This is a genomic window from Micromonospora fiedleri (assembly GCF_016774385.1).
In the GTDB taxonomy this organism is placed as follows: Bacteria; Actinomycetota; Actinomycetes; order Mycobacteriales; family Micromonosporaceae; genus Micromonospora; species Micromonospora gifhornensis.
On record NZ_JAETXL010000002.1, the window covers coordinates 617,711 to 639,989 of the forward strand.

At 70.3% G+C, this 22,279-nt stretch carries 20 protein-coding genes, 1 other RNA gene and 2 pseudogenes; 9 read left to right on the plus strand and 14 right to left on the minus strand.

Translation table 11 applies throughout. The features are described from left to right. Positions 1-215 precede the first annotated feature (215 nt). Positions 216-626, plus strand: a complete 411-nt coding sequence (locus JMF97_RS06780; RefSeq protein WP_203220711.1) for a GntR family transcriptional regulator — start codon at positions 216-218, stop codon at positions 624-626. 57 nt (positions 627-683) lie between these two features. On the opposite strand, the gene JMF97_RS06785 is transcribed toward JMF97_RS06780, so the two are convergent. Next, positions 684-2,258 carry a DUF6119 family protein gene (locus JMF97_RS06785; protein WP_203220712.1) on the minus strand — a complete coding sequence of 525 codons (1,575 nt, stop codon included), beginning with the start codon at positions 2,256-2,258 and terminating at the stop codon, positions 684-686. Between the two features lie 697 nt (positions 2,259-2,955). Beyond that, an RNA gene (rnpB, locus tag JMF97_RS06790) (RNase P RNA component class A) lies at positions 2,956-3,371 on the minus strand. A gap of 163 nt (positions 3,372-3,534) precedes the next feature. On the opposite strand from rnpB, the gene JMF97_RS06795 reads away from it, so the two are divergent. After that, positions 3,535-4,296, plus strand: a complete 762-nt coding sequence (locus tag JMF97_RS06795) for a sulfite exporter TauE/SafE family protein (protein WP_203220713.1) — start codon at positions 3,535-3,537, stop codon at positions 4,294-4,296. Between the two features lie 8 nt (positions 4,297-4,304). On the opposite strand, the gene JMF97_RS06800 is transcribed toward JMF97_RS06795, so the two are convergent. The 5 genes from JMF97_RS06800 to JMF97_RS06820 form a co-directional block, all read right to left on the minus strand. Continuing rightward, entirely contained in the window at positions 4,305-5,513 is a 1,209-nt protein-coding gene (locus JMF97_RS06800; RefSeq protein ID WP_203220714.1) for a bifunctional RNase H/acid phosphatase, read from the minus strand. A gap of 3 nt (positions 5,514-5,516) precedes the next feature. Then, positions 5,517-6,254 carry a zinc ribbon domain-containing protein gene (locus JMF97_RS06805; protein ID WP_203220715.1) on the minus strand — a complete coding sequence of 246 codons (738 nt, stop codon included), beginning with the start codon at positions 6,252-6,254 and terminating at the stop codon, positions 5,517-5,519. Then, positions 6,244-7,146, minus strand: a complete 903-nt coding sequence (locus JMF97_RS06810) for a Nif3-like dinuclear metal center hexameric protein (RefSeq protein ID WP_203220716.1) — start codon at positions 7,144-7,146, stop codon at positions 6,244-6,246. Before JMF97_RS06810 ends, JMF97_RS06805 begins: the two co-directional genes overlap by 11 nt. 127 nt (positions 7,147-7,273) lie before the next feature. Then, positions 7,274-7,846 carry a flavoprotein gene (locus JMF97_RS06815; RefSeq protein WP_203220717.1) on the minus strand — a complete coding sequence of 191 codons (573 nt, stop codon included), beginning with the start codon at positions 7,844-7,846 and terminating at the stop codon, positions 7,274-7,276. Between the two features lie 16 nt (positions 7,847-7,862). Then, complete coding sequence (locus JMF97_RS06820; RefSeq protein WP_203220718.1) at positions 7,863-9,092, minus strand: helix-turn-helix domain-containing protein; 1,230 nt, start codon at positions 9,090-9,092, stop codon at positions 7,863-7,865. A 246-nt stretch (positions 9,093-9,338) separates the two neighbouring features. Between JMF97_RS06820 and JMF97_RS06825 the strand changes: the two genes are divergently transcribed. Together JMF97_RS06825 and JMF97_RS06830 are read left to right on the plus strand one after the other, a co-directional pair. After that, entirely contained in the window at positions 9,339-10,010 is a 672-nt protein-coding gene (locus tag JMF97_RS06825) for a bifunctional DNA primase/polymerase (protein WP_203220719.1), read from the plus strand. A gap of 580 nt (positions 10,011-10,590) precedes the next feature. Then, positions 10,591-10,848, plus strand: a complete 258-nt coding sequence (locus tag JMF97_RS06830; RefSeq protein WP_013735251.1) for a DUF3040 domain-containing protein — start codon at positions 10,591-10,593, stop codon at positions 10,846-10,848. A gap of 41 nt (positions 10,849-10,889) precedes the next feature. Here the strand turns inward: JMF97_RS06830 and JMF97_RS32310 are convergent. The 3 genes and pseudogenes from JMF97_RS32310 to JMF97_RS06840 all read right to left on the minus strand — a co-directional run. Further along, positions 10,890-11,117 (minus strand): annotated as a pseudogene (locus JMF97_RS32310) (SWIM zinc finger family protein); the annotation flags it as partial. An 86-nt stretch (positions 11,118-11,203) separates the two neighbouring features. Then, positions 11,204-11,816: pseudogene (locus JMF97_RS06835) on the minus strand (SWIM zinc finger family protein); the annotation flags it as partial. Next, positions 11,813-15,121 (minus strand): DEAD/DEAH box helicase, encoded by a 3,309-nt coding sequence (locus JMF97_RS06840; protein ID WP_203220721.1) that lies wholly within the window; start codon positions 15,119-15,121, stop codon positions 11,813-11,815. The pseudogene JMF97_RS06835 and the gene JMF97_RS06840, both read right to left, overlap by 4 nt. A 115-nt stretch (positions 15,122-15,236) precedes the next feature. On the opposite strand from JMF97_RS06840, the gene JMF97_RS06845 reads away from it, so the two are divergent. Next, entirely contained in the window at positions 15,237-16,253 is a 1,017-nt protein-coding gene (locus tag JMF97_RS06845) for a carbohydrate kinase family protein (RefSeq protein ID WP_203220722.1), read from the plus strand. A 202-nt stretch (positions 16,254-16,455) separates the two neighbouring features. Here JMF97_RS06845 and JMF97_RS06850 read toward each other — a convergent pair whose 3' ends face one another. Then, positions 16,456-16,977, minus strand: coding sequence for a DinB family protein (locus tag JMF97_RS06850; protein ID WP_203220723.1), 522 nt, complete (start codon positions 16,975-16,977; stop codon positions 16,456-16,458). 149 nt (positions 16,978-17,126) lie between these two features. Between JMF97_RS06850 and JMF97_RS06855 the strand changes: the two genes are divergently transcribed. After that, the gene (locus JMF97_RS06855; protein WP_203220724.1) at positions 17,127-17,333 is read left to right on the plus strand and encodes a DUF8847 domain-containing protein; all 207 of its coding nucleotides are present in this window, start codon (positions 17,127-17,129) and stop codon (positions 17,331-17,333) included. A gap of 55 nt (positions 17,334-17,388) precedes the next feature. Here the strand turns inward: JMF97_RS06855 and JMF97_RS06860 are convergent, their stop codons facing one another. After that, positions 17,389-18,534: a polysaccharide pyruvyl transferase family protein gene (locus JMF97_RS06860; protein ID WP_203220725.1), complete on the minus strand. Its 1,146-nt coding sequence runs from the start codon at positions 18,532-18,534 to the stop codon at positions 17,389-17,391. A 76-nt stretch (positions 18,535-18,610) separates the two neighbouring features. Then, complete coding sequence (locus JMF97_RS06865; RefSeq protein WP_203220726.1) at positions 18,611-19,195, minus strand: TetR/AcrR family transcriptional regulator; 585 nt, start codon at positions 19,193-19,195, stop codon at positions 18,611-18,613. Between the two features lie 80 nt (positions 19,196-19,275). Between JMF97_RS06865 and JMF97_RS06870 the strand changes: the two genes are divergently transcribed. Next, positions 19,276-19,842, plus strand: a complete 567-nt coding sequence (locus JMF97_RS06870) for a dihydrofolate reductase family protein (RefSeq protein WP_203220727.1) — start codon at positions 19,276-19,278, stop codon at positions 19,840-19,842. A gap of 102 nt (positions 19,843-19,944) precedes the next feature. Here JMF97_RS06870 and JMF97_RS06875 read toward each other — a convergent pair whose 3' ends face one another. Beyond that, positions 19,945-20,742, minus strand: coding sequence for an alpha/beta fold hydrolase (locus JMF97_RS06875; protein ID WP_203220728.1), 798 nt, complete (start codon positions 20,740-20,742; stop codon positions 19,945-19,947). 155 nt (positions 20,743-20,897) lie between these two features. Between JMF97_RS06875 and JMF97_RS06880 the strand changes: the two genes are divergently transcribed. Together JMF97_RS06880 and JMF97_RS06885 are read left to right on the plus strand one after the other, a co-directional pair. Next, a complete protein-coding gene (locus JMF97_RS06880) occupies positions 20,898-21,431 on the plus strand; it encodes a GNAT family N-acetyltransferase (RefSeq protein WP_203220729.1) in 534 nt (177 codons plus the stop codon). A 63-nt stretch (positions 21,432-21,494) separates the two neighbouring features. Continuing rightward, on the plus strand, positions 21,495-22,229 hold the full coding sequence (locus JMF97_RS06885; RefSeq protein WP_203220730.1) for a VOC family protein: 735 nt from the start codon (positions 21,495-21,497) through the stop codon (positions 22,227-22,229). The last annotated feature ends 50 nt before the right edge of the window (positions 22,230-22,279 follow it).

The following is a 22,279-nucleotide window of genomic DNA, read 5'->3' on the forward strand; positions in this document are numbered from 1 at the left end:
TATCGCCGAACCACCTTGACGCGCGGCCACCGCAACCGGCCCACCAGGACGCCGCGCCTCACGCACGACCAGGCCGACGCAGCACCACCCCTGATACACGCCGTCAACCCAGCCGCACACTCGGAAACGTACCTACAAGTGGACGAGTTGTCTACACATCAAAACGATGCTTCCGCTTGACACTTGGTAAGACAAGTGCCAGGTACGGTGACTAGGTGCCCACCCCGCACTACGGACAACCCCGTTACCGCACCATCGCCGACGAACTGCGGAATCGAATCGAGAGCGGCGAAATCCCACCCGGCTCCTTGCTACCGGCCGAAAGCGCCCTCACTGTGGAGTTCCGGGTGGCCCGTGGCACGGTCCGCAAGGCGATAACCGCGCTACGGGACGAAGGCTATGCCGCCACCGAGCACGGCAGGGGAACGTACGCGACCAGTCCCGCCCGTATCAACGCCAGAGATTCCGGCGATAGACAGCAAAAGGTGCAGGCGGATGCGCGCCTGGCAGCGCTGTTTAGAGTTGACATCGGAACGGACCTAATCGAGCACCAGACCGTTATCAAACAAGGCGAGCAGGTCAACACCGTCATCATCACCTACCGCCTGCAACCCTCCGACCCGTAACAGAACCAGCGTTGGCCATGGTCAGAGCGTGCGCTCTAACTCATCACAGGTCCCACCCTAGGCTAGATCGATTTTCGCGAGGGCAACACGCATCCCTGCGCCATTGATAGCCTGAGCGGCAATATCCAAATTGACCTTACTGAAAAAAAACAACTCTTCCGAAAGGCGACCAGGCCTTTCGGTTGCAATGGCGAAAACTACTGTCCAGTCCTCGAATGCGCCGACACCTGCGTCCGGCAGCAACTTTCTCAAATGGTTTAGAACCGTATCGCGGTATCGAAGGTTGTCGCGAAACAGGCGCGCCGAAACCGACCCTTGTGCAAACAAGTGTGAGAGAGTGGCAGATTCCGTCATCTTCTTCACACAGATCAGTTCCCTCCGCTCCGTAAGCAAGTCACATACTTCAACTTTAAGATTCCGTCCCCCTGTGCTATAGAACAAATTCTTGTCCAGCACAACCGGCGCAGCGCCCCGTGGCGTTGCTTTCGAGTTGTAATCACCTTCGTCGGCATAGCCAGAACCCCATGGCCCAAGCGCTAAATCTTCGGTGATTTCCACAATAGCTTCTATTCGACGGTTCAACGCCTTTAAATGGTCTGGGTCGATCCGATACCAGACGCCCGCGCACGGAGCATAGAGGGTATCGTCAAGACGAACCTCGCCAACGACATACGGCAAAAGAGACGACCGAACAGGCTTCTCTATACCTTCGTAAAAGGCCCTCACTTTCAGATTTTTTAAGGGATCCGAAACTTTCCACCTCGAAATGAGATCAAGTACAACTTCTTTGCTTATCTCGGAATGCGCCCCACTCTCCCTCCGGCCAAATCTGAAAGCAAATTTCTCAGGCTTACCCTGTCGGTCAAGGTCGGGAATCATGAAGTCGAACCTTCGCTCCCCTGCGCGTAGAGACTTCTCTACCTCCAAACTGAGGCGCGAACACAGCTCAACGTTTGCGCGGGAGACGCGCGAGAAATAATCTAGGAATGGGAATTTATCCTTATACTCCCTGGATTCGAATGCCTCTAGCACCTCATCGAGCTTCGTCGGCAGTTCACGGAAACTAAACTGCTTCAGATTGAGTCGAAGGACATCGCCGCCCGCAATTCCGTTCGCAAACTCCTCAGGCGGCCTGCCTTCAAGGTACCTAACCAGGTCGACGGTCGGCTCGATCCCAAGGCGATAGAGTGGGCCAGCAGAAGGCAGCGAAACAGTCTGGCTGCGACCTGAACCAAGGATCGAACGCGTATCCACCCCACGAAGGGATTCCGGATCGACAACGTTAGCCGCCACCTGCAAGCCGAAGCCCGTTTCGATACTGTTTGGATCTACAGCATGCCGACCAGAGCCATAGACTAACACGAACCTACGCCCACGCCGCTCAACTAACAGCAGGGCTCCTGTGCTCTTATTTTGCAAGCCTTTCAAAAACTCAGACTGCTGATTCGCCGCTATTTTCATTAAGTCTTCCTGCCAGGCAGGCACGTTCTCCTTCGATGTGCGGACAAACAGCGACATCTTAATGCCAGGAATATTTTTTACTTCAACCCATTTGTAGTCGGCTGCCACCGAGCGAAGCCCCCAATCCCCTTCATCTAGATCATCTCGGAGCAAGTACAGAGCGAGATCCATCGTTCCCCCAAAGTGAGCGACAGGGAGCGTTGACGATAGAGGACGCTGGACACCCCACGAAACGGCATGGCATCACTTTGCACCGTTTCGGCTTTTTAAGCTTGGCGGCAATAAACGCAGTGTCGAGTAGACGACGCTAGCGAATTCCTCGCTCTGATTAGTGGTAGCCATTGCCGAATAGGTCTGTTTTGGATCAAGGCACCGCGCGGAGCGCGGTGCGGGGCGGCAAGCCCGGCCGGCGGCAAGCCGCCCCGGACGCCTACAGCGCCGGGGCGGTGAGCCACCGACAGCCGCCGGGACACCGCCCCCAGCACGTCAGAAGCCAGGCCCAGCGAGGCCGTGACGGAAGCCGGCGAGTCGCCCTGGTCAGGTGGTTGGGGCTTCCGGCTGCCGCGCCAGTCCAACCCCGGGACTGGCTTGCCACCGTGTCACCGGCTCACGACACCACCTCCATCGCTAGGACGTGCCCGGCCCCCTTCCCCACCGTTGCCCGCCGTCGATGAAAACCAGGCGCCACCGAGCCCCACCAAGCCGCCGCCGCAGACGAGATCAACTGATGCACTCCTGGGCCGTCTCTGGGCCGTCTGGGCCGTCGGTGGGCCGTCAAACGCCGCCCAATGTTGACCATGAACGACTATCGACACCCGAACATAGAACCAGCTCAGAGCCATGATCGAGGCTCTGAGCTGGTGGGCGACGGACGAGTCGACCTGTACGCCGGATTCTGTGCGCGGCGCGTACCCCGAGGGGTTTGGCGCCGGCGGCGGCCATCCATCTCGGCCTGCCGTTGCCGACAGGCTCGTGCGGCCTACCCGCAGACATCGGGCGGGCAGCCCTCAAGCGTCTGCGCGGGTCGTCATCATGCGGTGACGGCCCTTTCTTGGCCTTGCTCCGGGTGGGGTTTACCGAGCCACCCCGGTCACCCGGGGTGCTGGTGGGCTCTTACCCCACCGTTTCACCCTTACCGTCCCCGTTGGGGTCGGCGGTCTGTTTTCTGTGGCACTGTCCCGCGGGTCGCCCCGGGTTGCCGTTAGCAACCACCCTGCCCTGTGGAGTCCGGACGTTCCTCGGCGGCGGGCTGCTGCCCGCCGACGCGACCGCCCGGTCGACTCGTCCGTCGCGCACTCATCCTAACGACACCGGCCGGGGACCTATTGCCACGGCCGTGCGCACCCGACAGCGACGACCGGCACCAGAGCAGCACCCAGGCCACCACCAGGTCGGATAATGCGGGTGGGCTCGCTGTCGCAGGTCGGGCCGACTAGCCTCGGCGAGTATGGATCTTGCGAACGCCGCGTTGCTGCTCGCGGCCGGTCTGGCCGCCGGTACGGTCAACGCGGTGGCCGGGGGTGGTTCGCTGATCACGTTTCCGGCGCTGCTGGCGGTGGGGTTGCCCCCGGTACCGGCGAACGTGACCAACTCGGTGTCGGTGTTCCCGGGGTACGGCGCGGCAGTGGCGGGCAGTTGGATGGATCTGCCTCGGGGGCGGCTGCTGGTCACGCTGGTGCCGACGACGATCGTCGGCGCGCTGGTCGGTGCGGGGCTGCTGCTTGTCACTCCGGCACGGGCGTTCGAGGTGGTCGTACCGTTTCTGGTGCTCGGGGCGACGGCGCTGCTGGCGTTTCAGGATCCGCTGCGGCGGCTGGTGGGGCATCCGCGTGATGTGCCGACCCGGCGGCGGGGTCTGACGATCCAGGTCGTGGTGGCGTTGGCCTCGGTGTACGGCGGCTACTTCGGCGCGGCCGTCGGGGTGATGCTGGTCGCCGCGCTGGCCCTGGTGTTGGACGCCACGCTGGCCCGGGTGAGCGCGATCAAGAACCTGCTCTCCGCGATCATCGGCCTGACCACGGTGGCCGTGTTCGCGCTCGCCGGGCCGGTGAACTGGGCCGGGGTGGCGCTGCTGGCGCCGGCCACGCTTGTCGGCGGGTACGCGGGCGCTCGGCTGGTCCGCCGGCTGCCGTCGAAGCTGCTGAAGGCGATCATCGTGGTCTTCGGCACCACGATCGGGTTGTACCTGCTGTGGCGGGCGCTGCGCTGAAGGGTGCTCTACAGCTCGGCGAGGTGGGCGGTGTCGTTGACGGTGCGCACGGCGATGCCGCCGTCGGGCCAGCGGTCCAGCACCGAGATGCCGGCGGCGTCGAGGTAGAGCCGGTGCAGGAAGGCGTCGGTGGCGGCGAGGGCGTCGCGCAGCATCAGCTTGATCGGCGAGACGTGCGAGACCACCACCACGGTCTGGCCGGGGTACGCCCCGACGAGGCGTTCGGTCACCCGGGCGCAGCGGTCGGCGACCTGGGCGAAGGATTCGCCGTCGGGTGGGGCGATGCGGGTGGAGGCTAGCCAGGCGTCCAACTCGCCCGCCCACTGTTCGCGTACCTCGGCGAAGGTGCGGCCCTCCCAGGCACCGAAGTCGCACTCGATCAGGTCGTCGTCGGGGCGTACCGGCAGGTCGCCGATGGCGGCGGCGATCGCCTCGGCGGTGGCCGTACACCGGGACAATGGTGAGCTGACCACGGCGGCGGCCTGCGGGGCGAGCGCCGCCACCCGGGCGGCGGTGGCCCGCACCTGGGCCTGGCCCTTCGCCGACAGCGCGACGTCGCCGCGGCCGGAGTAGCGGCCCTGTTCGGTGTACTCGGTCTCGCCGTGGCGGACCAGGATCAGCCGGGTGGCGGTGAAGCTGGGCCGGGGTTCCCAGGAGACCGGCGCGCTGGTCAGGTCGGTGCCGGGCGTCTCGGCGTGGGCGGCGACGGTGGCCGCGCCGCCGCCGGCGGGCTGCGGGCCGCCGAGTTCGCGGGGCGGCTCGACCACGCGGGGCGGCGCGACGGAGGGTACGGCGACGCCGGAGGTCGCGGCGGCGTCCATGGCGGCGTTGGCGAGGGCGTCGGCGTGGGTGTTGCGGTCCCGGGGGATCCAGGTGAACCGGACCGTACCGATGCGGCCGACCAGTTGGGCGGCCTGGGCGGCGAGCGGACGCAGCCCGGGGTGTTTGATCTGCCAGCGGCCGGACATCTGCTCGACCACCAGCTTGGAGTCCATCCGGACCTCGACCTCGGTGGCGCCCAGCTCGACGGCGGCGGTCAGGCCGGCGAGCAGGCCCTGGTACTCGGCGACGTTGTTGGTGGCGGTGCCGATGGCGGCGCTGCGCTCGGCCAGCACCTCGCCGGTGGCCGGGTCGCGGAGCACCGCGCCGTACCCGGCCGGGCCCGGGTTGCCCCGGGCACCGCCGTCGGCCTCGACCAGGACGGTACGCGGTGCCACCGGTTACAGCCCGGACTCGTTGGTGCGGACCATGATCCGGCGGCAGTCCTCGCAGCGGACCACCTCGTCGGGGTCGGTCTTGCGGATGCGGGCCAGGTCGGCACCGGAGAGCTCCAGGCGGCAGCCGCCGCAACGGCCGGCGTAGAGCAGCGCCGCGCCGAGGCCCGTGTCGGCACGGATCCGTTCGTAGAGCTGCACCAGGTCGGCGGGGAGGTCGTTGGCGAGCGGCTGGCGGGCGGAGCGTTTGAACTCCTCCTCCCGGCCGATCTCGTCGAGGCTCTCGTCGCGTCGCTGCTCGGTGGCGGCCCGCCGTTCGCGGACCTCGGCGAGCCGCTGCTCGACGCCGTCCAGTACCGCCTGGGCGGTTTCGCGCTGTTCCATCAGTTCCAGTTCGGCGTCTTCCAGGTCGCCCTGCCGACGGTTGAGGGAGACCAGTTCGTGTTGCAGTGCCTCCAGCTCGCGGGCCGGGCCGGTGCCGGCGGCCAGCCGGTCCTCGTTCTTGGTCTTGCGCGCCCGTACCTGGTCGACGTCCTTCTCCAGTCGGGCGATGTCCCGGTCCAGGTCGTCGACCGCGACCTGGGCGCGGACCCGCTCGTCCTCCAGGGCGGACAGCTCCCGGGCCAGGGACTCCAGCTCGGCGCGCTCGGGCAGCGACCGCCGCCGGTGGGCGAGCTGGGCGAGGGCGGTGTCGATCGCCTGGAGGTCGAGTAGGCGGCGCTGGACCTGGGGGTCAGCCTTCACGGTCGGGCTCCTTGTCGTCCGCTACGGGTTCGGCCACTGCGGGCCGGCCCGTTGAGGGTGGGGCTGCGTGTACGGTCCACGGGCTGGTGTCCAGGTCGGACACCAGGGCCTCGACGCCCGACGTGCCCCGCAGCAGCGCGGCCAGGTCGTCCAGCCAGGGTCGCTCGGTCGCCCAGTGGGTGGCGTCGAGCAGCGCCGGCCCTCCGGTGGCGAGGTGTTCGCCGGCCGGGTGGTGGCGCAGGTCGGCGGTGAGGTAGGCGTCCACGCCGGCGGCGCTCGCGTCGGCCAGGAAGCTGTCCCCGGACCCACCGCAGACGGCGAGGGTACGCACGATGCGGTCCGGTGCGCCAGCGGCGCGTACTCCGACGGCGGTGACGGGCAGCACGGTGGTGGCGTGTCGGGTCAGCTCGGCCAGGCTCATCGGTCGGGGCAGCCGGCCGATGCGGCCCACGCCGCGGCCCTCACCGGCGGCCGGGGTGCCGGGCCGGGCCGGTTGCAGGGGGCGCAGGTCGGTCAGGCCGAGCCGGCCGGCGAGGGCGTCGGAGACGCCGGGGGCGGCCACGTCGGCGTTGGTGTGTGCGACGTACAGCGCGATGTCGGCCTTGATCAGTTGGTGGATGATCCGGCCCTTGTACGTCGTCGGTGCGACCGAGGAGACGCCGCGCAGCAGCAGCGGATGGTGAGCGACGATCATGTCGACGCCGGCGGCGAGGGCTTCGGCGACCGTCTCGGGGACCACGTCGACGACGCAGAGAACCCGGCGCACCTGGGCGTCCGGCTCACCGAGCACCAGGCCGACGCGGTCCCACTCCTCGGCCCAGCTCGGCGGGTAGCGCCGCTCCAGCTCGGCCACGACGTCGGCGACGGTCGGCACGGCTGTGGTTGTGCTCACGACGGGCCAGCTTACCGGCGTCAGCGCCGAGGCGGGACGTCACCCGCCCGCCGCCGGACCGGCCGGGGTGCGGTTGTTAACAAGGGCCCCTTGTTCTACCGAAGGCGTTAACAAGGGGCCCTTCCTTTCACGAAGTGTGGACGAGGTGGTCGTGCAGCGCGGTGAGGGCGAGTGGCCAGGGGAAGGCGTGCTGGTACCGCTCCCCTGTTCCGGGTGGGTGCAGCGGGAGGACGTCGTCGCCGAAGAGCACGCGTACCCCCCACTCGGTCAGTCGGTCGATCGCCGTCCGGAAGGCCGGGTGTGCGGCCATCGCGACGTTTGTGTACGGCACGACGACCAGGGGGATGCCCCGGCCCTGTGCCTCGATCAGCAACCCGAGGGCGAGGGTGTCGGCGATGCCGGCCGCCCACTTGTTGACCGTGTTGACCGTGGCCGGGCAGACGACGATGGCGTCGGCCGACGGCAGCACGTCCGGATCACCCGGATTCTTGTAGTGCGTACGCACCGGGTGGCCCGTCTGGCGGGCCAACGCGGCGCGGTCGACGAACTTGGCGCCGTCGGGCGTGGTGACCACGCAGACGTCCCAGCCGTCCTGCTGGGCCAGCTCGACGAGCCGACCCACGTCTCGGGCCAGCGGCGAACCGCAGGCGATGATGTACAGCACCTCACGGTGCCCGTCATGGCGGTGCGAACCGGTCATCAGACCGGCCCCGAAGTCATACCCCTACTCCCATGTGCTCAGCCAACTCTGCGATCAGCGAAGGCGGCGCACCACGTGTGCGACGGAGGACGTCGGACATCACCTCGTGGGCGATCGGCCGGCAGCGGATCTCGGACGGGGCGAGCCGGTCCCCGCGCAGCAACATCTCCCCCGCGTTGGCCACGTCGCCGATCTGGGCGTAGCCGCGGGCCAGGTCGAGCAGGTGATGCGCCCGGCGTTCCGGCAGCAGCGCGTCGAAGGCCGGGTTCTGGAGCTTGAGCTGGTGCACCTCGACCGCCCGGCCACCGTCGCCCAACTCGACGGCGGCCGCCGCCCGGTGCAGTTCGACGTTTGTCGGCCCGAACGAGGTCCAGTAGTGGTTCTGGTCACTGCCGAGTTCCTGCGCCGCCGCGTACGCGCCGTTCAGCAGATCTTCGACGGTGGCGGCGTCGCCGATCCGGGCGGCGGCCATGGCGCCTTGCAGCAGCAGCATGCCGTACACCGAGATGCGCTCCGGGCTGGTGTCGTTCTGACCGCCGGGGGCGAGCCGGTTGGCGATCCGCACGTTCAACTCCAGCGCGGGCCGGGATCGTCCCATCGACGCCAGGGCGTTGCACACCCGGGTGGTGGCGACCCCGGCGAGCAGCAGGTCGTCGGCGCGTTGGGCGACCGCGATGGACCGGTCGGCGGCGAGCCAGGCGAGCTCGCACTCGCCCAGTTTGCGCAGCACCGAGGAGGCGATCTGGTAGACCTGCGCGAGCAGGTGGGCGGCGCGCTCCGCCTGATCCCCGCCGTAGGCGGCGTCGGCGGCCTGGGCGTCGCGCAGCAGCTTGGGCAGGGCCCGGATCAGCATGCCGTAGCGGCCGTACTGGTAGGTCAGCCAGGCGTGGGTGACGGCCTTGCTCATGTCCGCCAGCGGAGGTGGGCACGGCGCGGCGTCGAAGTACGCGCTGACCGAGTCGTACCGCTCCAGCGCCGCCCGGATCTCCTCGACCTCGAACTGCTCGATGCAGTTGAGGGTGTCCCCGCGCCGCTCCGGGTCCTTGCCGAGCAGCAACTGCACATCCATCTGGAGGATGTCGGCGATCTCGTAGAGGACGGAGAACTTGTCCAGTCGGCGTACGCCGCGTTCGATCTTGTCGACCCAGCTCTTCGACTTGCCCAACCGGTCGGCGAAGACCTGTTGCGACATTTTCCGTCGCCCTCGCCAGTAGGCCACCCGCCGCCCGATGGGTAGTTCGTCCATCTCGCCAGTCCTCCCTAGATGGAGCCGCAGCCAAGGGCCGTGGGCTGTTCCGCGGGTGCGGTCAACCGTCCGTCTTCAGGTTTCCGCTGGTCGCACTGGTTGTGCGTCAGCCGTACGGCCAGTCCTCATAGCTTTCGTGCAAGTTGCATGAGCCACTTTGTCAGACCAAACGATCGTCAACGATGGCAGTGACGGTGCTCAACGTGTGAACTGCACCGGGCGGCCCGGCGAGGGGAGATGGCGCCAATGTGGGGGAACGTCGGACCGCGGGTGGCACACCTGTCGCCGTTGGAACGGGTACGACTGCGCCGGGTAGCGGTGCGGTACGCGATGCACGGCTGGGAGGTCACCCCCGGCGCCTGCCTGGCACGGAGCCGCTTCGTCTGCGGTCGAGCCGGCTGCCCCACCGTCGGCTGCCATCCGGCCCTTGAGGACTGGGAGCACGCCGCGAGCGCCGACCCGGCCCGGGTGGCGAACTGGTGGCGGTCCCGGCCGCACGGCGTACTGCTGCCCACCGGGCGTTCCTTCGACGTGCTGGAGGTCGCCGCGGACCTGGGCCGCCGCGTGCTGGACGCGGTCCGCGCCCATCCCGCGGGCCTCGGCGTCCGCGGTCCGGTGCTCGTCACACCGACCGGGCGGTGGATGTTCCTGGTACGCCCCGGCGACCCGCTGCGCCCCGAGTTGGAGCACTGTCTCCAGGTGGTACGCCACGGTCCCGGCTCGTGGATCGCGGCACCGCCCACCCGACTACCCGAGGGCCCGGTCCGCTGGGTGGTGGCACCGGAGCAGGCCCGCTGGCAGCTGCCGGACTCCTACCTGGTCCAGAACACCCTGATCGACGCGCTCCGGGCCACCGGGATCACCCTGGTGCCGGCGCTGGTGCCCGGTCACCTGCCGTTGCCCCGTCGAGGCAGGTGAGCGTACCGACCCGGGGTGTCGGCCGTGTGGACAGCGACGCCGGACGGCGCGCGGTCGTTGAGCACCACGACGGCGCAGCCCGGCGCCGGGAGCGGGGATCGGCGATGTCCATGGACGACACCACACACCACCCGAACGGTGCCGAGCCGCCACGGCGGCACCGTCCCGGCCGCCGATGGGCCGCCACCCGCCCACCGGGCGCGCGCCCCGGTCGGCCCCGCCCACTCGGTTCACGCCCGGCGACCACTCACCGACCGACCCGCTGGCTGTGAGCAGGCCCGCCTGCTGAGTCGCCCCTGTCGAGTCGCCCTGTCGAGTCGCGTCGGCGAGGCCGTAATGGGAGTCGCGGGCGGTTCGGGTACAGATCGCACGAGCAGGCACGCCGGCATCGAGCTGACCCGGCGGTGACGCCCACCCCGGGTCGACATGGTCCGGGACGTCCCGGACGGCCGCCCTGCCCCGCACCTGTCGGAAGGGCCTGCCCGCCCTGCTGGCGAAAGAAGCAGCAGGAGAAGCGCGTGAGCCGTGACCCCAGTGGGTATTCCGCCTCGCCGTTGCTGAACGCGTGAGGGGAAGGCACATGCTCAGCAAAGAGGATCAGCGTCGTTTTGAGCAGATCACCCGCAATCTCCGAGAGAGCGACCCGGCGTTCTTCGCCCGGCTCGACAACCGGGCCCGGGGTCGACGCGGACGATGGCTGCTGTTGTTGACCATCCTGCTGTGGGCGGCCCTACCGGCCGCGACCGTGGCGTTCGGACGACTGACCGGGGCGATCTTCGCCGTGGTGCTGCTGACCAACGCCGTACTCATGTGGCGGTTCCGGCAACGCTGGCTCTGAACACCGCCGAAGCTGCCCGACCGGGTCGACGCCGCGCCCGCTCACTCACCGAGCTGCCGGTACGCCTGACGCAGTCGCTCCAGAAGACCCGGTCCACCGATCGCCGGTGCGGGTGCACCGAGCTGCCGCAACAGCAGATCCGGACGGCTCGCCAGACTCGGCGGGCGATCCGGCAGGGGCACGGGCGGCAGCCAGAACCGATCGACCGTCTCCGCCAACGGTGCGACGGGCAGATCGGCGAGGGCTCGCGCCGCACCCGCCGCCGCAGGCCGATCGGTTCCGAGGGTGCCTGTGCTGCTCGGCTCGATGCCGGCACTGCGGGGCGAGCTGCCTGTGCTGCTCGGCTTGGTGCCGGTGCCACGTAGCTCGCGGAGCCGGTCGAGCAGGGCGTCGCGGCTGCGGCCACGCCAGTGCAGCAGGGCGAACGGATCCGCGTCGAACGCCTCGGCGAGCAGGTAGAAGGTGGCCGCGAGGTGTTTGCAGGGGACCGCGGCGTCCGGGCAGGAGCAGCGTTGCGCCAGCTCCGTCACGGTGGCCGGGAACAGCGGTGCACCGACGGCGGTGAACAGCTCCTCCAGCTCGGCGGGCAGGTCACCGGCGAGCAGCCGGGCGCTGAAGAACGCCTGCCCGGCCAGCTCCGCCTCGATCCGTGCCCACAACTGCTCCGGGAACACCGGCAGTGCGATGTGGACCTGGTACGGCCGGGGGCGGGAGCCCTGCACCGTCGAGGTGACCGTGCCCGGGGCGATGTCGAGGCGTACCACCTGACCGGCCCGGGCGTACGCACGGCCACGGGTCAACCGGGTGCCGAGCGCGAACGACTCCAGCACCTCCAGGAACCGCCGCGACCACCAGGACACCCCGATGGCGCCTCGGCTGCTGCGGGCCCGTAATCCGCCGTCGACCCGGCGGGGCCGCCCGTAGTCGGCGAACCGACCCCGTCCGCCGGTACCGGTCGGGCTGGTCACTGCGCCACCGCCCCGGCCTCCAGGCTGAACAGCTCGCGCAGCTGGCTGGTGGACAGTTCGGTGACCCACTGCTCGCCGGTGCCGACGACCGACGCGGCCAGACTGCGTTTGTCGGCGATCATCGCGGCGACCTTCTCCTCCACCGTGCCGGCGCAGACGAACTTGCGGACCTGCACGCGGCGGCGCTGACCGATGCGGAACGCCCGGTCGGTGGCCTGGTCCTCCACCGCCGGATTCCACCACCGGTCCACGTGCACCACGTGGTTGGCGGCGGTCAGGGTCAACCCGGTACCGCCGGCCTTGAGGGAGAGCACGAACAGGGCCGGGCCGTCGTCGGACTGGAACCGGGTCACCATCTCGTCCCGGTCGGCCTTGCCGAGGCCACCGTGCAGGAACAGCACCTCCCGGCCGAAGCGGGCCGACAGGTGACCGCGCAGCATCCCGCCGAACTCCGCGTACTGGGTGAACAGCAGGGCCTTCTCCCCCGCCGCGAGGACCTCGTCGAGGATCTCCTCCAACCGGGCCAGCTTGCCGGAACGCCCGGCCAGCGTCGAACCGTCGCGCAGCAACTGGGCGGGGTGGTTGCAGACCTGCTTGAGCCGGGTCATGGTGGCCAGCACCAGGCCACGCCGCTCGATGCCCTCGCTGGCCTCGATCCGGGCCATCATGTCGTCGACCACCACCTGGTAGAGCGCCGCCTGCTCGGCGGTCAGGTTGCAGACGACCTCCATCTCCAGCTTCTCCGGCAGATCCGAGATGATCGACGAGTCGGTCTTGAGTCGGCGCAGCACGAACGGGCCGGTGATCCGACGCAGCCGCTCCGCGGTGTCGGTGTCACCGTGGCGTTCGATCGGCTCGGCGAAGCGCTTACGGAACGTCGCCGCCGGGCCGAGCAGTCCCGGGTTGGCGAACTGCATGATGGACCACAGGTCGGCCAGCCGGTTCTCCACCGGCGTACCGGTCACCGCGATCCGGTGCCGGGCGGGCAGCGCGCGGACCGCCTCGGCCTGCCGGGTGGCGGCGTTCTTCACCGCCTGCGCCTCGTCGAGCACCACCCGGTGCCAGTCGACACCGGCCAGGTCCGCCGCGTCCCGGGCCGCCGTCGGGTACGTGGTCAGGACCAGATCCGCAGCCCGTACGGCGTCGCCGAACTCGGCGCCCCGGGCCCGCTGCGCGCCGTGGTGCACGTGCACCCGCAGCTCGGGGGTGAACCGGGCGGCCTCCCGCTGCCAGTTGCCGACCAGCGACATCGGACACACCAGCAGGGTCGGCCCGGCCTGCGGCGGGTCGGCCGCGAACAACGCCAGCAGCTGCACCGTCTTGCCCAGCCCCATGTCGTCGGCGAGCACCCCGCCCAGCCCGAGCGACTGGAGGAACGTCAACCAGGCCAGACCACGCCGCTGGTACGGCCGCAAAGTCCCGGCGAACGACGGCGGCTCGGTCAACGGGGCGAGTCGCCGTTCCACCGACCCGGCGAGCAGATCACCCAACGCCCCGTCCGCGCTGACCTCCAGCACCGGCAGTGCGTCCGGCTGCTCGGCGTCGGCGAGCCCCAACCGGAGCAGGTCGGCGACGGTCAGCTCACCGGTGGACCGCAACAGCCGCAGACCGGCGGCGAGTCGCTTCGGGTCCAGCTCGACCCAGTGGCCGCGCAGCCGCACCAGCGGCGTCTTCAACTCGGCGAGGCGGGCCAGTTCCTCGGCGGTCAGCGGCTGATCGCCCAGGGCGATCTCCCACCGGTAGTCGACAAGCGCATCCAGCCCGACCCGCTCACCGGCGGCGGCGACCGTGCCGGGCGCGGTGCGGGAACCGGCCCGCAGCCGCGCGCCGAGCCGCGCCGACGGCCGCTGCCACCACGACGGCAGCAGCACGGTGAAGCCGGCCGCGTGCAGCAGCGGGGCACCTTCGCGCAGGAACCGGTGGGCGCCCTCGGCATCCAGCTCCAGCGCCTCCGGCGTCGCGGTCCGCAACGCCGAGTCCAGCTCCGGCCACAGCCGGCTGGCCCGGCCCAGCTCCGCCAGCAGCGTCTCCTGCGGACTGTCCAGCGTGGGTACGGCCGTACCCCACCACACCTGCCCGGCGTCGACGTGCAGACCGGACTCGTCGGCAGCGCGGAGTCCGAACTCCACCCGCCACGTCCCCTCGGTCGCCACTACCGTGTCCGGGTCGGCCGGTACCACGGTCAGCGGTGTCTCGATCTCGTCGTCGGGTGGTTCGACGAGCCGGAAGCTGGCCCGTACCGTCCCGCCGGCCGCGTCCCGCTGCCAGGCTTCCAACTCGTCCCGCAGGACATCAAGCGCCGCCGGTTCGGCGGTGAACCCGCGCTGTGGCCCGGTGAGCGCACCGAGCCAGGCCGCCACCGCCCCGTCGCGGCGTACCCCGCGCGCCAAGGTGGTCTGCGGCAGCGCCGCCCGCACCGCCGCATCGGTGAGCGCATCGAGCGCATCACCCACCAGCACCCCCGCCCCGGCCGCACCCTCAGCGTCCGGTCCCGTCCGTCTACCGGCACCAGCCAGCGCGGCCGGCACGTCCGCCTCAACCGGCCCCGCCGTCGCCGCCGAGCCCGTCGCGGCCGAGCCGGTCCCGGTCGGTGTCGGGGGTAGGGCGACTTCTTCGGCCGGCAGTGCGGGCAGGTCGGCCTCGGCCACCGCGCGGGCGGCCGGTGGCAGGGCCAGCGCCAATGCCCGAGCCCAGGCCGCGTCGGTCCCGGTGAGCAGCGGTCGCCACACCGCACGGGCCCCGACCGCGCTCCCCCGACCGGCTGCCGAGCCGCGCGTGCCGCCACGGGAAGTCGAGCCACGTGCGGCTCTGCCAGGCGCGGCGAGGCCGGGTGCCGGCGGCGCGGCCAGGCCGGGCAGGACCCGGCCCCGGCTGGCCAGGTCGGCGGCGAAGGTGGCCAGTTCCGTCAGGTGCCGCAGCGTCGCGCCGGGCACGGCGGTCAGCCCGTCGAGGGTACGCAGCAACGACAGCGCCGCGTCCGGGGCGTACGCCAGGATGGGCACCCGCCAGCCGGCCAGGGTGACCGGGCCGCGGACCGGGTCCACGACGGCGGTCCGGACCAGCTCCGGCGAGTCGACCGGTGATCCGGCGCGGGTGGGCAGGCGGAGCAGCGCGGTGCCGAGGTCTGTCGGTTCGGCCACCTCGGCCAGCGCGGCAGCCAGCGTGGTGTGCGCGGCGGCGAACGGATGCGGGCGTTCCCGGGGTACCCGGCCGGGACGGCGCGCGGCGCGCGGCGGCAGGGTGCTGTCCTCACCCCAGACAGCGAGCCCCCGACCCGGCAGCCACGCCCCATGAACGACCAGCACCCGCATCCCACCTTGTTGAAAGGAAGGGCCCCTTGTTAACGCCTCCGGTAGAGCAAGGGCCCCTGCTTAACACCCGGGTCAGGATAGGCGGACCCGGCCCGCTACCGTCGGCGCCATGTGCGACCTACTGGTGCTCGGCGGCCTCGGCGTGGACGTCCGGGTCCGGGTGCCCGCACTGCCCCTGCCGGTGGTCGACTCCGTCACCGTCGAACCGATCGACCTGCGGATCGGCAACACCGGTGCCGGCGTGGCGCTCGCCGCGCACGCCCTCGGGCTACGGGTGACGGTGGTCGACACGCTCGGCACGGACCCGGCCGGCGACGTGGTGCGGGCCGCGCTGTCCCGCACCGGGGTGCACGCCGTGCTGGCCGAGACGCCGGCCGGTACCCGCCGCTCGGTCAACCTGGTCGATCCCGCCGGACGGCGGATGTCGCTGTACGACCCCCGCCCCTCCGACGGGACCGCACCCTTTCCGGTGGCACAGGTGGCGACACTGGTCCGGCAGGCCACGCACATCCACCTTTCGATCATGAATTGGGTACGGGACCTGCTGCCCGCTCTCGGCGACATGCTGGGCGAGAGTGTGGGCAGCTCCACCGACCTGCACGACTGGGACGGGCAGAATCCGTACCACCGCCCGTTCGCCGAGGTAGCCGAGTTGGTGCTGGTCAGCGGAGTCGCCCTGGGCACCCGGACGACCGCTGCACCCGCCCCGCTGGACGACTCGGCGAGGGAGATGCCCGCAACGTCCGGCGATCCGACGACGGTGACGGCCACCGCGCCGGGCGACCCGGCGGGAGTGCTGCCCGACGCGCTGGGTGACCCGGCGAGGGTGCTGCCCGACGCGCTGGGTGACCCGGCGGCGGCACAGCGGCCGGTGCTGGTGACGTGGGGTGCCGACGGCGCGGATCTGCACCTCGGCGGTGTCGTCACCCGGATTCCGGCGGCCACGCCGCCCGGCCCGGTGGTGGACACCAACGGTGCCGGGGACGCCTTCGCGGCCGGCATCATCGCCGCCCGCTCACGAGGCGCGACATGGGCGGAAGCCGCCGAGTACGCGGCCCGGGTCGCCGCCGCAGCCTGCACCCACGACGGCATGGAGTACCCACCCGGTCTCCTCCCCCGCCCCTGACCCCACGCCCCGTGGCCCGCTCCGCCGCGCCGTTGCCGAGACCTTCGCCATGATCGTTCTCAATCTGGGATCAAGTGCCTATCCTCCGCTGACCAAGCCACTCGATCCTGGGTCGAGCACGATCATGGTCTGCACCCCTGGTCGAGCACGACCATGGCCCGCTCAGGGGTCGCGCGGGCGAGCAGGTTCGACGATCTGAATGTCAGAGGGCGCCGGTGGTGCCGTCGGTGAGTTCCCGGAGTATGTCGGCGTGTCCGACATGTCGGGCCGTCTCCTCGATCATGTGCACCAGGATCCAGCGCACCGACACCTCGCCGAGCTGCGGATGTGGCACGACGTGGTCGAGGTCGAAGCGTGCCACGATCTCCCGGGACCGGGCGCAGACCTGTTGGTAGTCGGCGGCCAGGCGCTCCACGGTGTCGCCCTCGGCGAGGGTGAAGCTGGCCAGCGCCGCCTCGTCGGTCGTCGGGAACGTCTCGCCGGGCGACGGCTCCAGCAGGATGTGGAACCAGTTGTGCTCGATCTCGGTGAGGTGTTTGACCAGCCCGGCGACGGTGGTCGCCGAGGGCACCAGACGGCGGGCCGCGTCGGCCTCGGTGAGGCCGTGCAGCTTGCGCAGCAGGACGGTCCGATGGAAATCCAGGAAGGATTCGAGGACTTCCCGCTCGCCGGCCGTCCGGTTGACCACCGGCCCGAGTGTCGGGTCAATCGCGATCTCCGCCATGTCGACACGGTATCCCGGGCGGCCAGACGCGAAACGCGCTCCGCCGCGAGCGGGACATCGCCCTGCTCGGCGAGCGCCGGCCAGCGGGCTCGGTGCCGTGGGCCTGCCGATCCGCTGCGGGGGCGCGGTGCTCGGGGCAGGATGGGCGCATGGCAGCAACGGTTGAGATCCCGCTGGTGGGCGGTTCTGCGGACGGTCAGCACGTCACCGTCGAGTTGGATCCGAACGGTCGACCCCCGCTGACCCACCATCACGTAGGGTCGGGCGGCCTGGCCGAGGCGGACATCTACGAGCTGGAATCGATCGATGCCCAAGCCCAGCAGTGGTGCTACCGCTGGCGCGGCCAAGCAGTCTGACCGCGAGGCCCGCACCGCCGGCCCGGCAGTCCGACCGCGAGGGGTGCAGCGAAGGTCAGGCGCCGACCTCGACCAGGGAGCGGCTGCGCAGGCTCTCCAGGACCGCCCGGGTCACCTGGGAGGTGCCGCGGGCCTCGTCGCAGACCTGCGCCACCCGCTGCGCGGTGGTCTCGGCCCGCTGCTCGCGTTCGTCCCACAGCTGGTCGACCTCGGCCAGCAACGGGCCCTCCACCTCGCGTTCCACGCCGCGCAGCGCCGGCACTCCGAGTCGCTGCGCCAGGTCGAAGACCTTCCCGGCGTACGGCAGGGGCAGGAACGGCGTACCCATCATCGCGGCGAAGATCAGGAAGTGCAGCCGCATGCCGACCGCCAGGTCGAAGTGGCGCATCAGGCCGAGTACCTGCTGGGGCGAGTAGGTGCCGTGCAGGATGCGGCCCCGTTCGGCGGCGATCATGTGCGACAGCACGCCGTGCGAGTGCCGGATGTCGTCGCGTTCCATCGGTACGAACAACACGTGCGCGTCGATGCGGTGCACCAGGAAGTCACCGATCTGGGCGAGCAGCCGGTGGTAGCCGTCCACGTCCAGTCGTTCGGCGGCCCGGCCCGGCTCCCGTACGCTCATCCCGACCAGCCGTTTACCGGCCGGCACACCCTCCTCGCGCAGCAGTTCCGCCGGGAACTCCTCGGGTTCGAGCAGGAACGCCGGGTCGGCGGTGACGGTGATCGGGTTGAGCAGCCCGGCTTCCTCCAGCACCATCCGCGATTCCTGGTCGCGTACGGTCACCTGGGTGGCGCCGGCCAGCGTCTCGCGCACCATGCCGGTGTCCACCATCTCGCTCAGTGGCCCGACACCCACCGCGTAGGTCAGCACCGGCAGGCCCCGTTCCTGCGCGACCCGGACCACCCGCAGGTACCGGCGGGCCTCCTTGTCGTAGAGGATCCCGCCACCGCCGAGGATGAGCAGGTCGAGCTGGGACAGTACGAGGGCGGAGTCGGTGCGGCTGACCCCTTCCCAGGGCACCGCTTCCACGTCCGGGTGGGCCACGGCGGTGTGTTCGGGGTTTCGCGAGAAGACGATGATCCGGGCGTTCGGCTCCTGCTGACGCAGGTCGGTCAGCAGGCCGGTGAGGATGGCCTCGTCGCCGAGGTTGCGGCCACCGTATGAGCCGAGCACGCCGATGGTCAGTCCGCCACGCGTCATCCGTCGCTCCTCCCCAGGTGCGTCAGATCAACGTTTCCCCGCTGCACCGCCGAACAGTCATCGCCGTGACGGAGAGTCAGCCGCCGGGCGGGACGTCGCCGGCCAGGCGGGACACCAGGGCGGCAACCACCTGGTCGGGGTCGAACCCGGCGTCGATCGAGGTGGTGAGCAGGTCGAGCAGGAGCCCGTCCACGGCGTAGCGCAGCAGGGCCACCTCGAACGCGCCGCCGGGCAGCCCGGCGCCGAGGTGGTACGCGACGTCGGCGCGGTAGCCGCGGCGCAGGGTGTCGCCGAGGATCCGGGCCAGGTCGGGGCGGCGGGCCGATTCCAGGCGTAGCTCGATCAGGGCACGGGTGAGTTCCGGGTGTCGGGTGGTGCGCTCGACGATGTACCGGACGTAGTCGGTGAGCAGGGCTGAGGAGGGTGGACGGGCGGCCAGTTCGGCCACGACCGCGTCGTCCGGGGCGAACCGTTCGAAGATCCGCTCACCGAGCGCACCGAGCAGGGCGTCGCGGGAGCGGAAGTAGTTGGAGGTGGTGCCGACCGGCACCCCCGCCTCGGCGTCGACGGCCCGGTGGGTGAGGCCGCGGGCGCCGTGGGCGGCCAGCACCCGCAGCCCGGCGTCCGCCAGGGCCGCCCGCCGCTGCGGGTTGCGCGCCACGGAAAAACCCTAGCAGCAACCACAACACCTGTTGTACGTTGCCAGCAGACCACAACAGCCGTAGTGATTGGGAGTCCTCTTTGCGTAAGCTCGTCTACTACGTGGCCACCACCGTCGACGGTTTCATCGCCGCCCCCGACGGGTCGTACGACTTCTTCGACCTGCACCCCGACCCGGCGGGACACCTCGCCACCCAGTGGCCGCAGACCTTCCCGACCTTCGCCCACGCGCAGCTCGGCATCGACCGCCCGCAGGGCCGGTTCGACACGGTCCTGATGGGCCGGGCCACCTACGAGCCGGCCCTTCGCGTCGGCGTCACCAGCCCGTACGCCCATCTGAAGCAGTACGTTTTCTCGCGCTCGCTGCCACCGTCCGACGACCCGGCGGTGGAGATCGTCTCCGGGGACCCGGCAGCCTTCGTCCGCGACCTCAAGGCACGCCCCGGCGGCGACCTCTGGCTCTGCGGCGGCGGCCACCTCGCCGGGCAACTCCTGTCCGAGGTGGACGAGTGGGTCATCAAGGTCAACCCCGTCGTCGCCGGCAGCGGCATCCCCCTGCTCGACCACCCCTTCACCCCACAACACCTCACCCTGCTCGCCGCCACCCCCACCGACGCCGGAGTCGTCGTCCTGCACTACACCCGATGAGCACCGAGGCCGTCGTCGCTCCTGCAACTTCCCTGTTGTTGCTGCCTGGCCTGCGCGCCGAGGCAGCACCATCAGGGAAGTTGCCGACCGAGCGACGACGGGTCAGGCGGGGGTGTTGAGGGTGTGGGTGAGGAAGGGGAGGACCACGGCGGGCAGGGCGGGCGAGTCGACGATGTCGTAGTGGGTGAGCCCCGGCAGGACGGCCAGCCGGGCGTCGGGGCGGTCGGTGCCGTCCCAGCCGGCGTCGCGGTGACCACCGCCGAGCAGTCCGAAGAACTCCACCATGTGGTCCGGCCGGACCGAATCGGCGTCGGCGAAGACCAGCAGCGTCGGCGTGGTCAGCGCGGCGACCTCCGGCGACCAGTCGTACTCCCGGCGGAGCAGTTCCCCGGTCTTGACCCAGAGTCGCGACCAGTCCTGCGGGCGGGGCGCGACGGCCTGGTAGAGCTGGTACGGCGGGGCGCCGCGCAGCTGATCACCGGCCGCCTCGTCGGGGTCGGGCATCCCGGCCAGCACCTCGGGAAACCAGCCCTGACGTCGACAGGGCGCGGAGACCACGACCAGTCGACGCACCAGCTCCCGATGCTGGATCGCCAGCCGCAGCGCCACCCCACCGCCGAGCGAGAAGCCCAGCACATCGGCCGGGGCCAGCCCGAGATCGACGATCAGCGCGGCGACGTCGTCGGCCATCGACTCGTAGCGCAGCGGCCGGTCGACGTCGGCGGTACGCCCGTGACCGGGCAGGTCGACGCTGATCACCCGACGCCGCCGGGTCAGCGCCGGCCGGATCGCGGCGAACGTCTCCACCGCACCGAACCCGCCGTGCAGCAGCACCAGCGGTCGGCCGGCACCGTGCGTCTCGTACCAGAACCGGACGCCGTTGATTTGCGCGTAGCTCACCAGTCCCCCTCCGCCGCCGTTGCGACCACGGTGGCACGACACCGGTACGGGCAGGTGCCGGTTGCCGGCTGGATCATCGGCACGTACCCTTCTCGCCATCTTCTAGTAGTTGCAAATCTTTGGCAGCAAGGTGGGTGGGGTCGTTGTCGTTGGTGATGAGAGAGCTGGACGGAGCCGGGCTACGGCAGTTGGTCGCGCAGCTCCATCCGATCTACCGGGACTGCTTCGCGGCCCCGCCGTGGAGCGAGCCGGCCGAGAAGATCGCCGACTTCCCTGCCCGGCTGGCACGGCACACGAGCCAACCCGGGGCGTACGGCTCGATCGCCGAGCGGGACGGTGAGATCGTCGGCGCGGTCTACGGGTGGCCGGCGCCGACCGCGCTGCCGGCAGCGAACGCGTTCGACATCGCGGTACGGGAGGCGGCACCACCGGAGGTGGCGGACCTGCTGGTGGCACCGGCCCTGGTGGTCGCCGAACTGATGGTCGCGCCGGCACATCAAGGCCACGGCGTGGGCCGGGAACTGCTGGCGCGCCAGGTCGGTGACCGAGCATCGTGGCTGGCCACCCACCCCGACTCCGCAGCGGCCCGACTCTACGAACGCGCAGGCTGGGTACGCCGATTCTCGTTCCAGGTGAACGATCGCCCGTTGGCGGTGTTCACCCGGTCGGCGGCGCCGATCGGCCGCTGAGGATCTCCCGCTGCGCCCGGCGCGGGCCAACGGTCACAGGCCAGAGGACTTAGCATCGCCGACATGGCGACGCGACTTGTTCAGATCAACATGAAGGCTCGGGACGATGCCGCGCTGGGCCGCTTCTGGGCCGAGGTGCTCGGCTGGGGAATCTCCAGCGAAGGACCGGGCGTGACCAACCTCGAACCCGAGGGCTTCGCCTACCCCGACCCCGCCGTCGTCTACATCGACCTCGTCGCCCGCCCGGAACCCAAGACGGTGAAGAACCGCGTACACGTCGACCTCGCCACCACCTCGGCGGCCGATCATGCCCAGCTGGTCGCCCGCCTCACGGATCTCGGCGCGACCCCAGCGGACATCGGCCAGGGCGACGTGCCGTGGACCGTCATGGCCGACCCGGAGGGCAACGAGTTCTGCGTGCTGGACTGGCGCACCTCGCCCCGAGACACCGGACCGATCGCGACGGTGGTGGCCGACTGCACAGATCCCCGCGCCATGGTCGACTTCTGGGGCAACGCCATGGACTGGGCCGTGCACGAGGTGACCGACCAGCACGCGGTGCTGCGCTCCGCCAAGGACGTCGGCCCCTACCTGCGGTTCGTCCGTAACCCGGAGGCGAAGACGGGGTGGAACCGGGTCCACCTCGACGTCCGCCCGTACCCCGGTGACGACCTGGAGGCCGAGGCGGCGCGGCTGCGGGCGCTCGGCGCCACCGCCATCGACCTGGACGACGACGTCCACTGGAGGGTCCTCGCCGACCCGGAGGGCAACGAGTTCTGTCTGCTCGCCCCACGCTGACCCGGCCTCCGGTACGCCACCTCCGAGGCCGACCCGGTAGCCGAGATCCA

Bases quoted from the DNA above. Each gene is read 5' to 3' on its own strand.
- JMF97_RS06860 (WP_203220725.1), bottom strand. From the start codon at position 18,534: ATGACGCGTGGCGGACTGACCATCGGCGTGCTCGGCTCATACGGTGGC.
- JMF97_RS06855 (WP_203220724.1), top strand. From the start codon at position 17,127: ATGGCAGCAACGGTTGAGATCCCGCTGGTGGGCGGTTCTGCGGACGGT.
- JMF97_RS06880 (WP_203220729.1), top strand. From the start codon at position 20,898: ATGAGAGAGCTGGACGGAGCCGGGCTACGGCAGTTGGTCGCGCAGCTC.
- JMF97_RS06785 (WP_203220712.1), bottom strand. From the start codon at position 2,258: ATGGATCTCGCTCTGTACTTGCTCCGAGATGATCTAGATGAAGGGGAT.
- JMF97_RS06830 (WP_013735251.1), top strand. From the start codon at position 10,591: ATGCTCAGCAAAGAGGATCAGCGTCGTTTTGAGCAGATCACCCGCAAT.
- JMF97_RS06845 (WP_203220722.1), top strand. From the start codon at position 15,237: ATGTGCGACCTACTGGTGCTCGGCGGCCTCGGCGTGGACGTCCGGGTC.
- JMF97_RS06820 (WP_203220718.1), bottom strand. From the start codon at position 9,092: ATGGACGAACTACCCATCGGGCGGCGGGTGGCCTACTGGCGAGGGCGA.
- JMF97_RS06815 (WP_203220717.1), bottom strand. From the start codon at position 7,846: ATGACCGGTTCGCACCGCCATGACGGGCACCGTGAGGTGCTGTACATC.
- JMF97_RS06850 (WP_203220723.1), bottom strand. From the start codon at position 16,977: ATGGCGGAGATCGCGATTGACCCGACACTCGGGCCGGTGGTCAACCGG.
- JMF97_RS06825 (WP_203220719.1), top strand. From the start codon at position 9,339: ATGTGGGGGAACGTCGGACCGCGGGTGGCACACCTGTCGCCGTTGGAA.
- JMF97_RS06885 (WP_203220730.1), top strand. From the start codon at position 21,495: ATGGCGACGCGACTTGTTCAGATCAACATGAAGGCTCGGGACGATGCC.
- JMF97_RS06795 (WP_203220713.1), top strand. From the start codon at position 3,535: ATGGATCTTGCGAACGCCGCGTTGCTGCTCGCGGCCGGTCTGGCCGCC.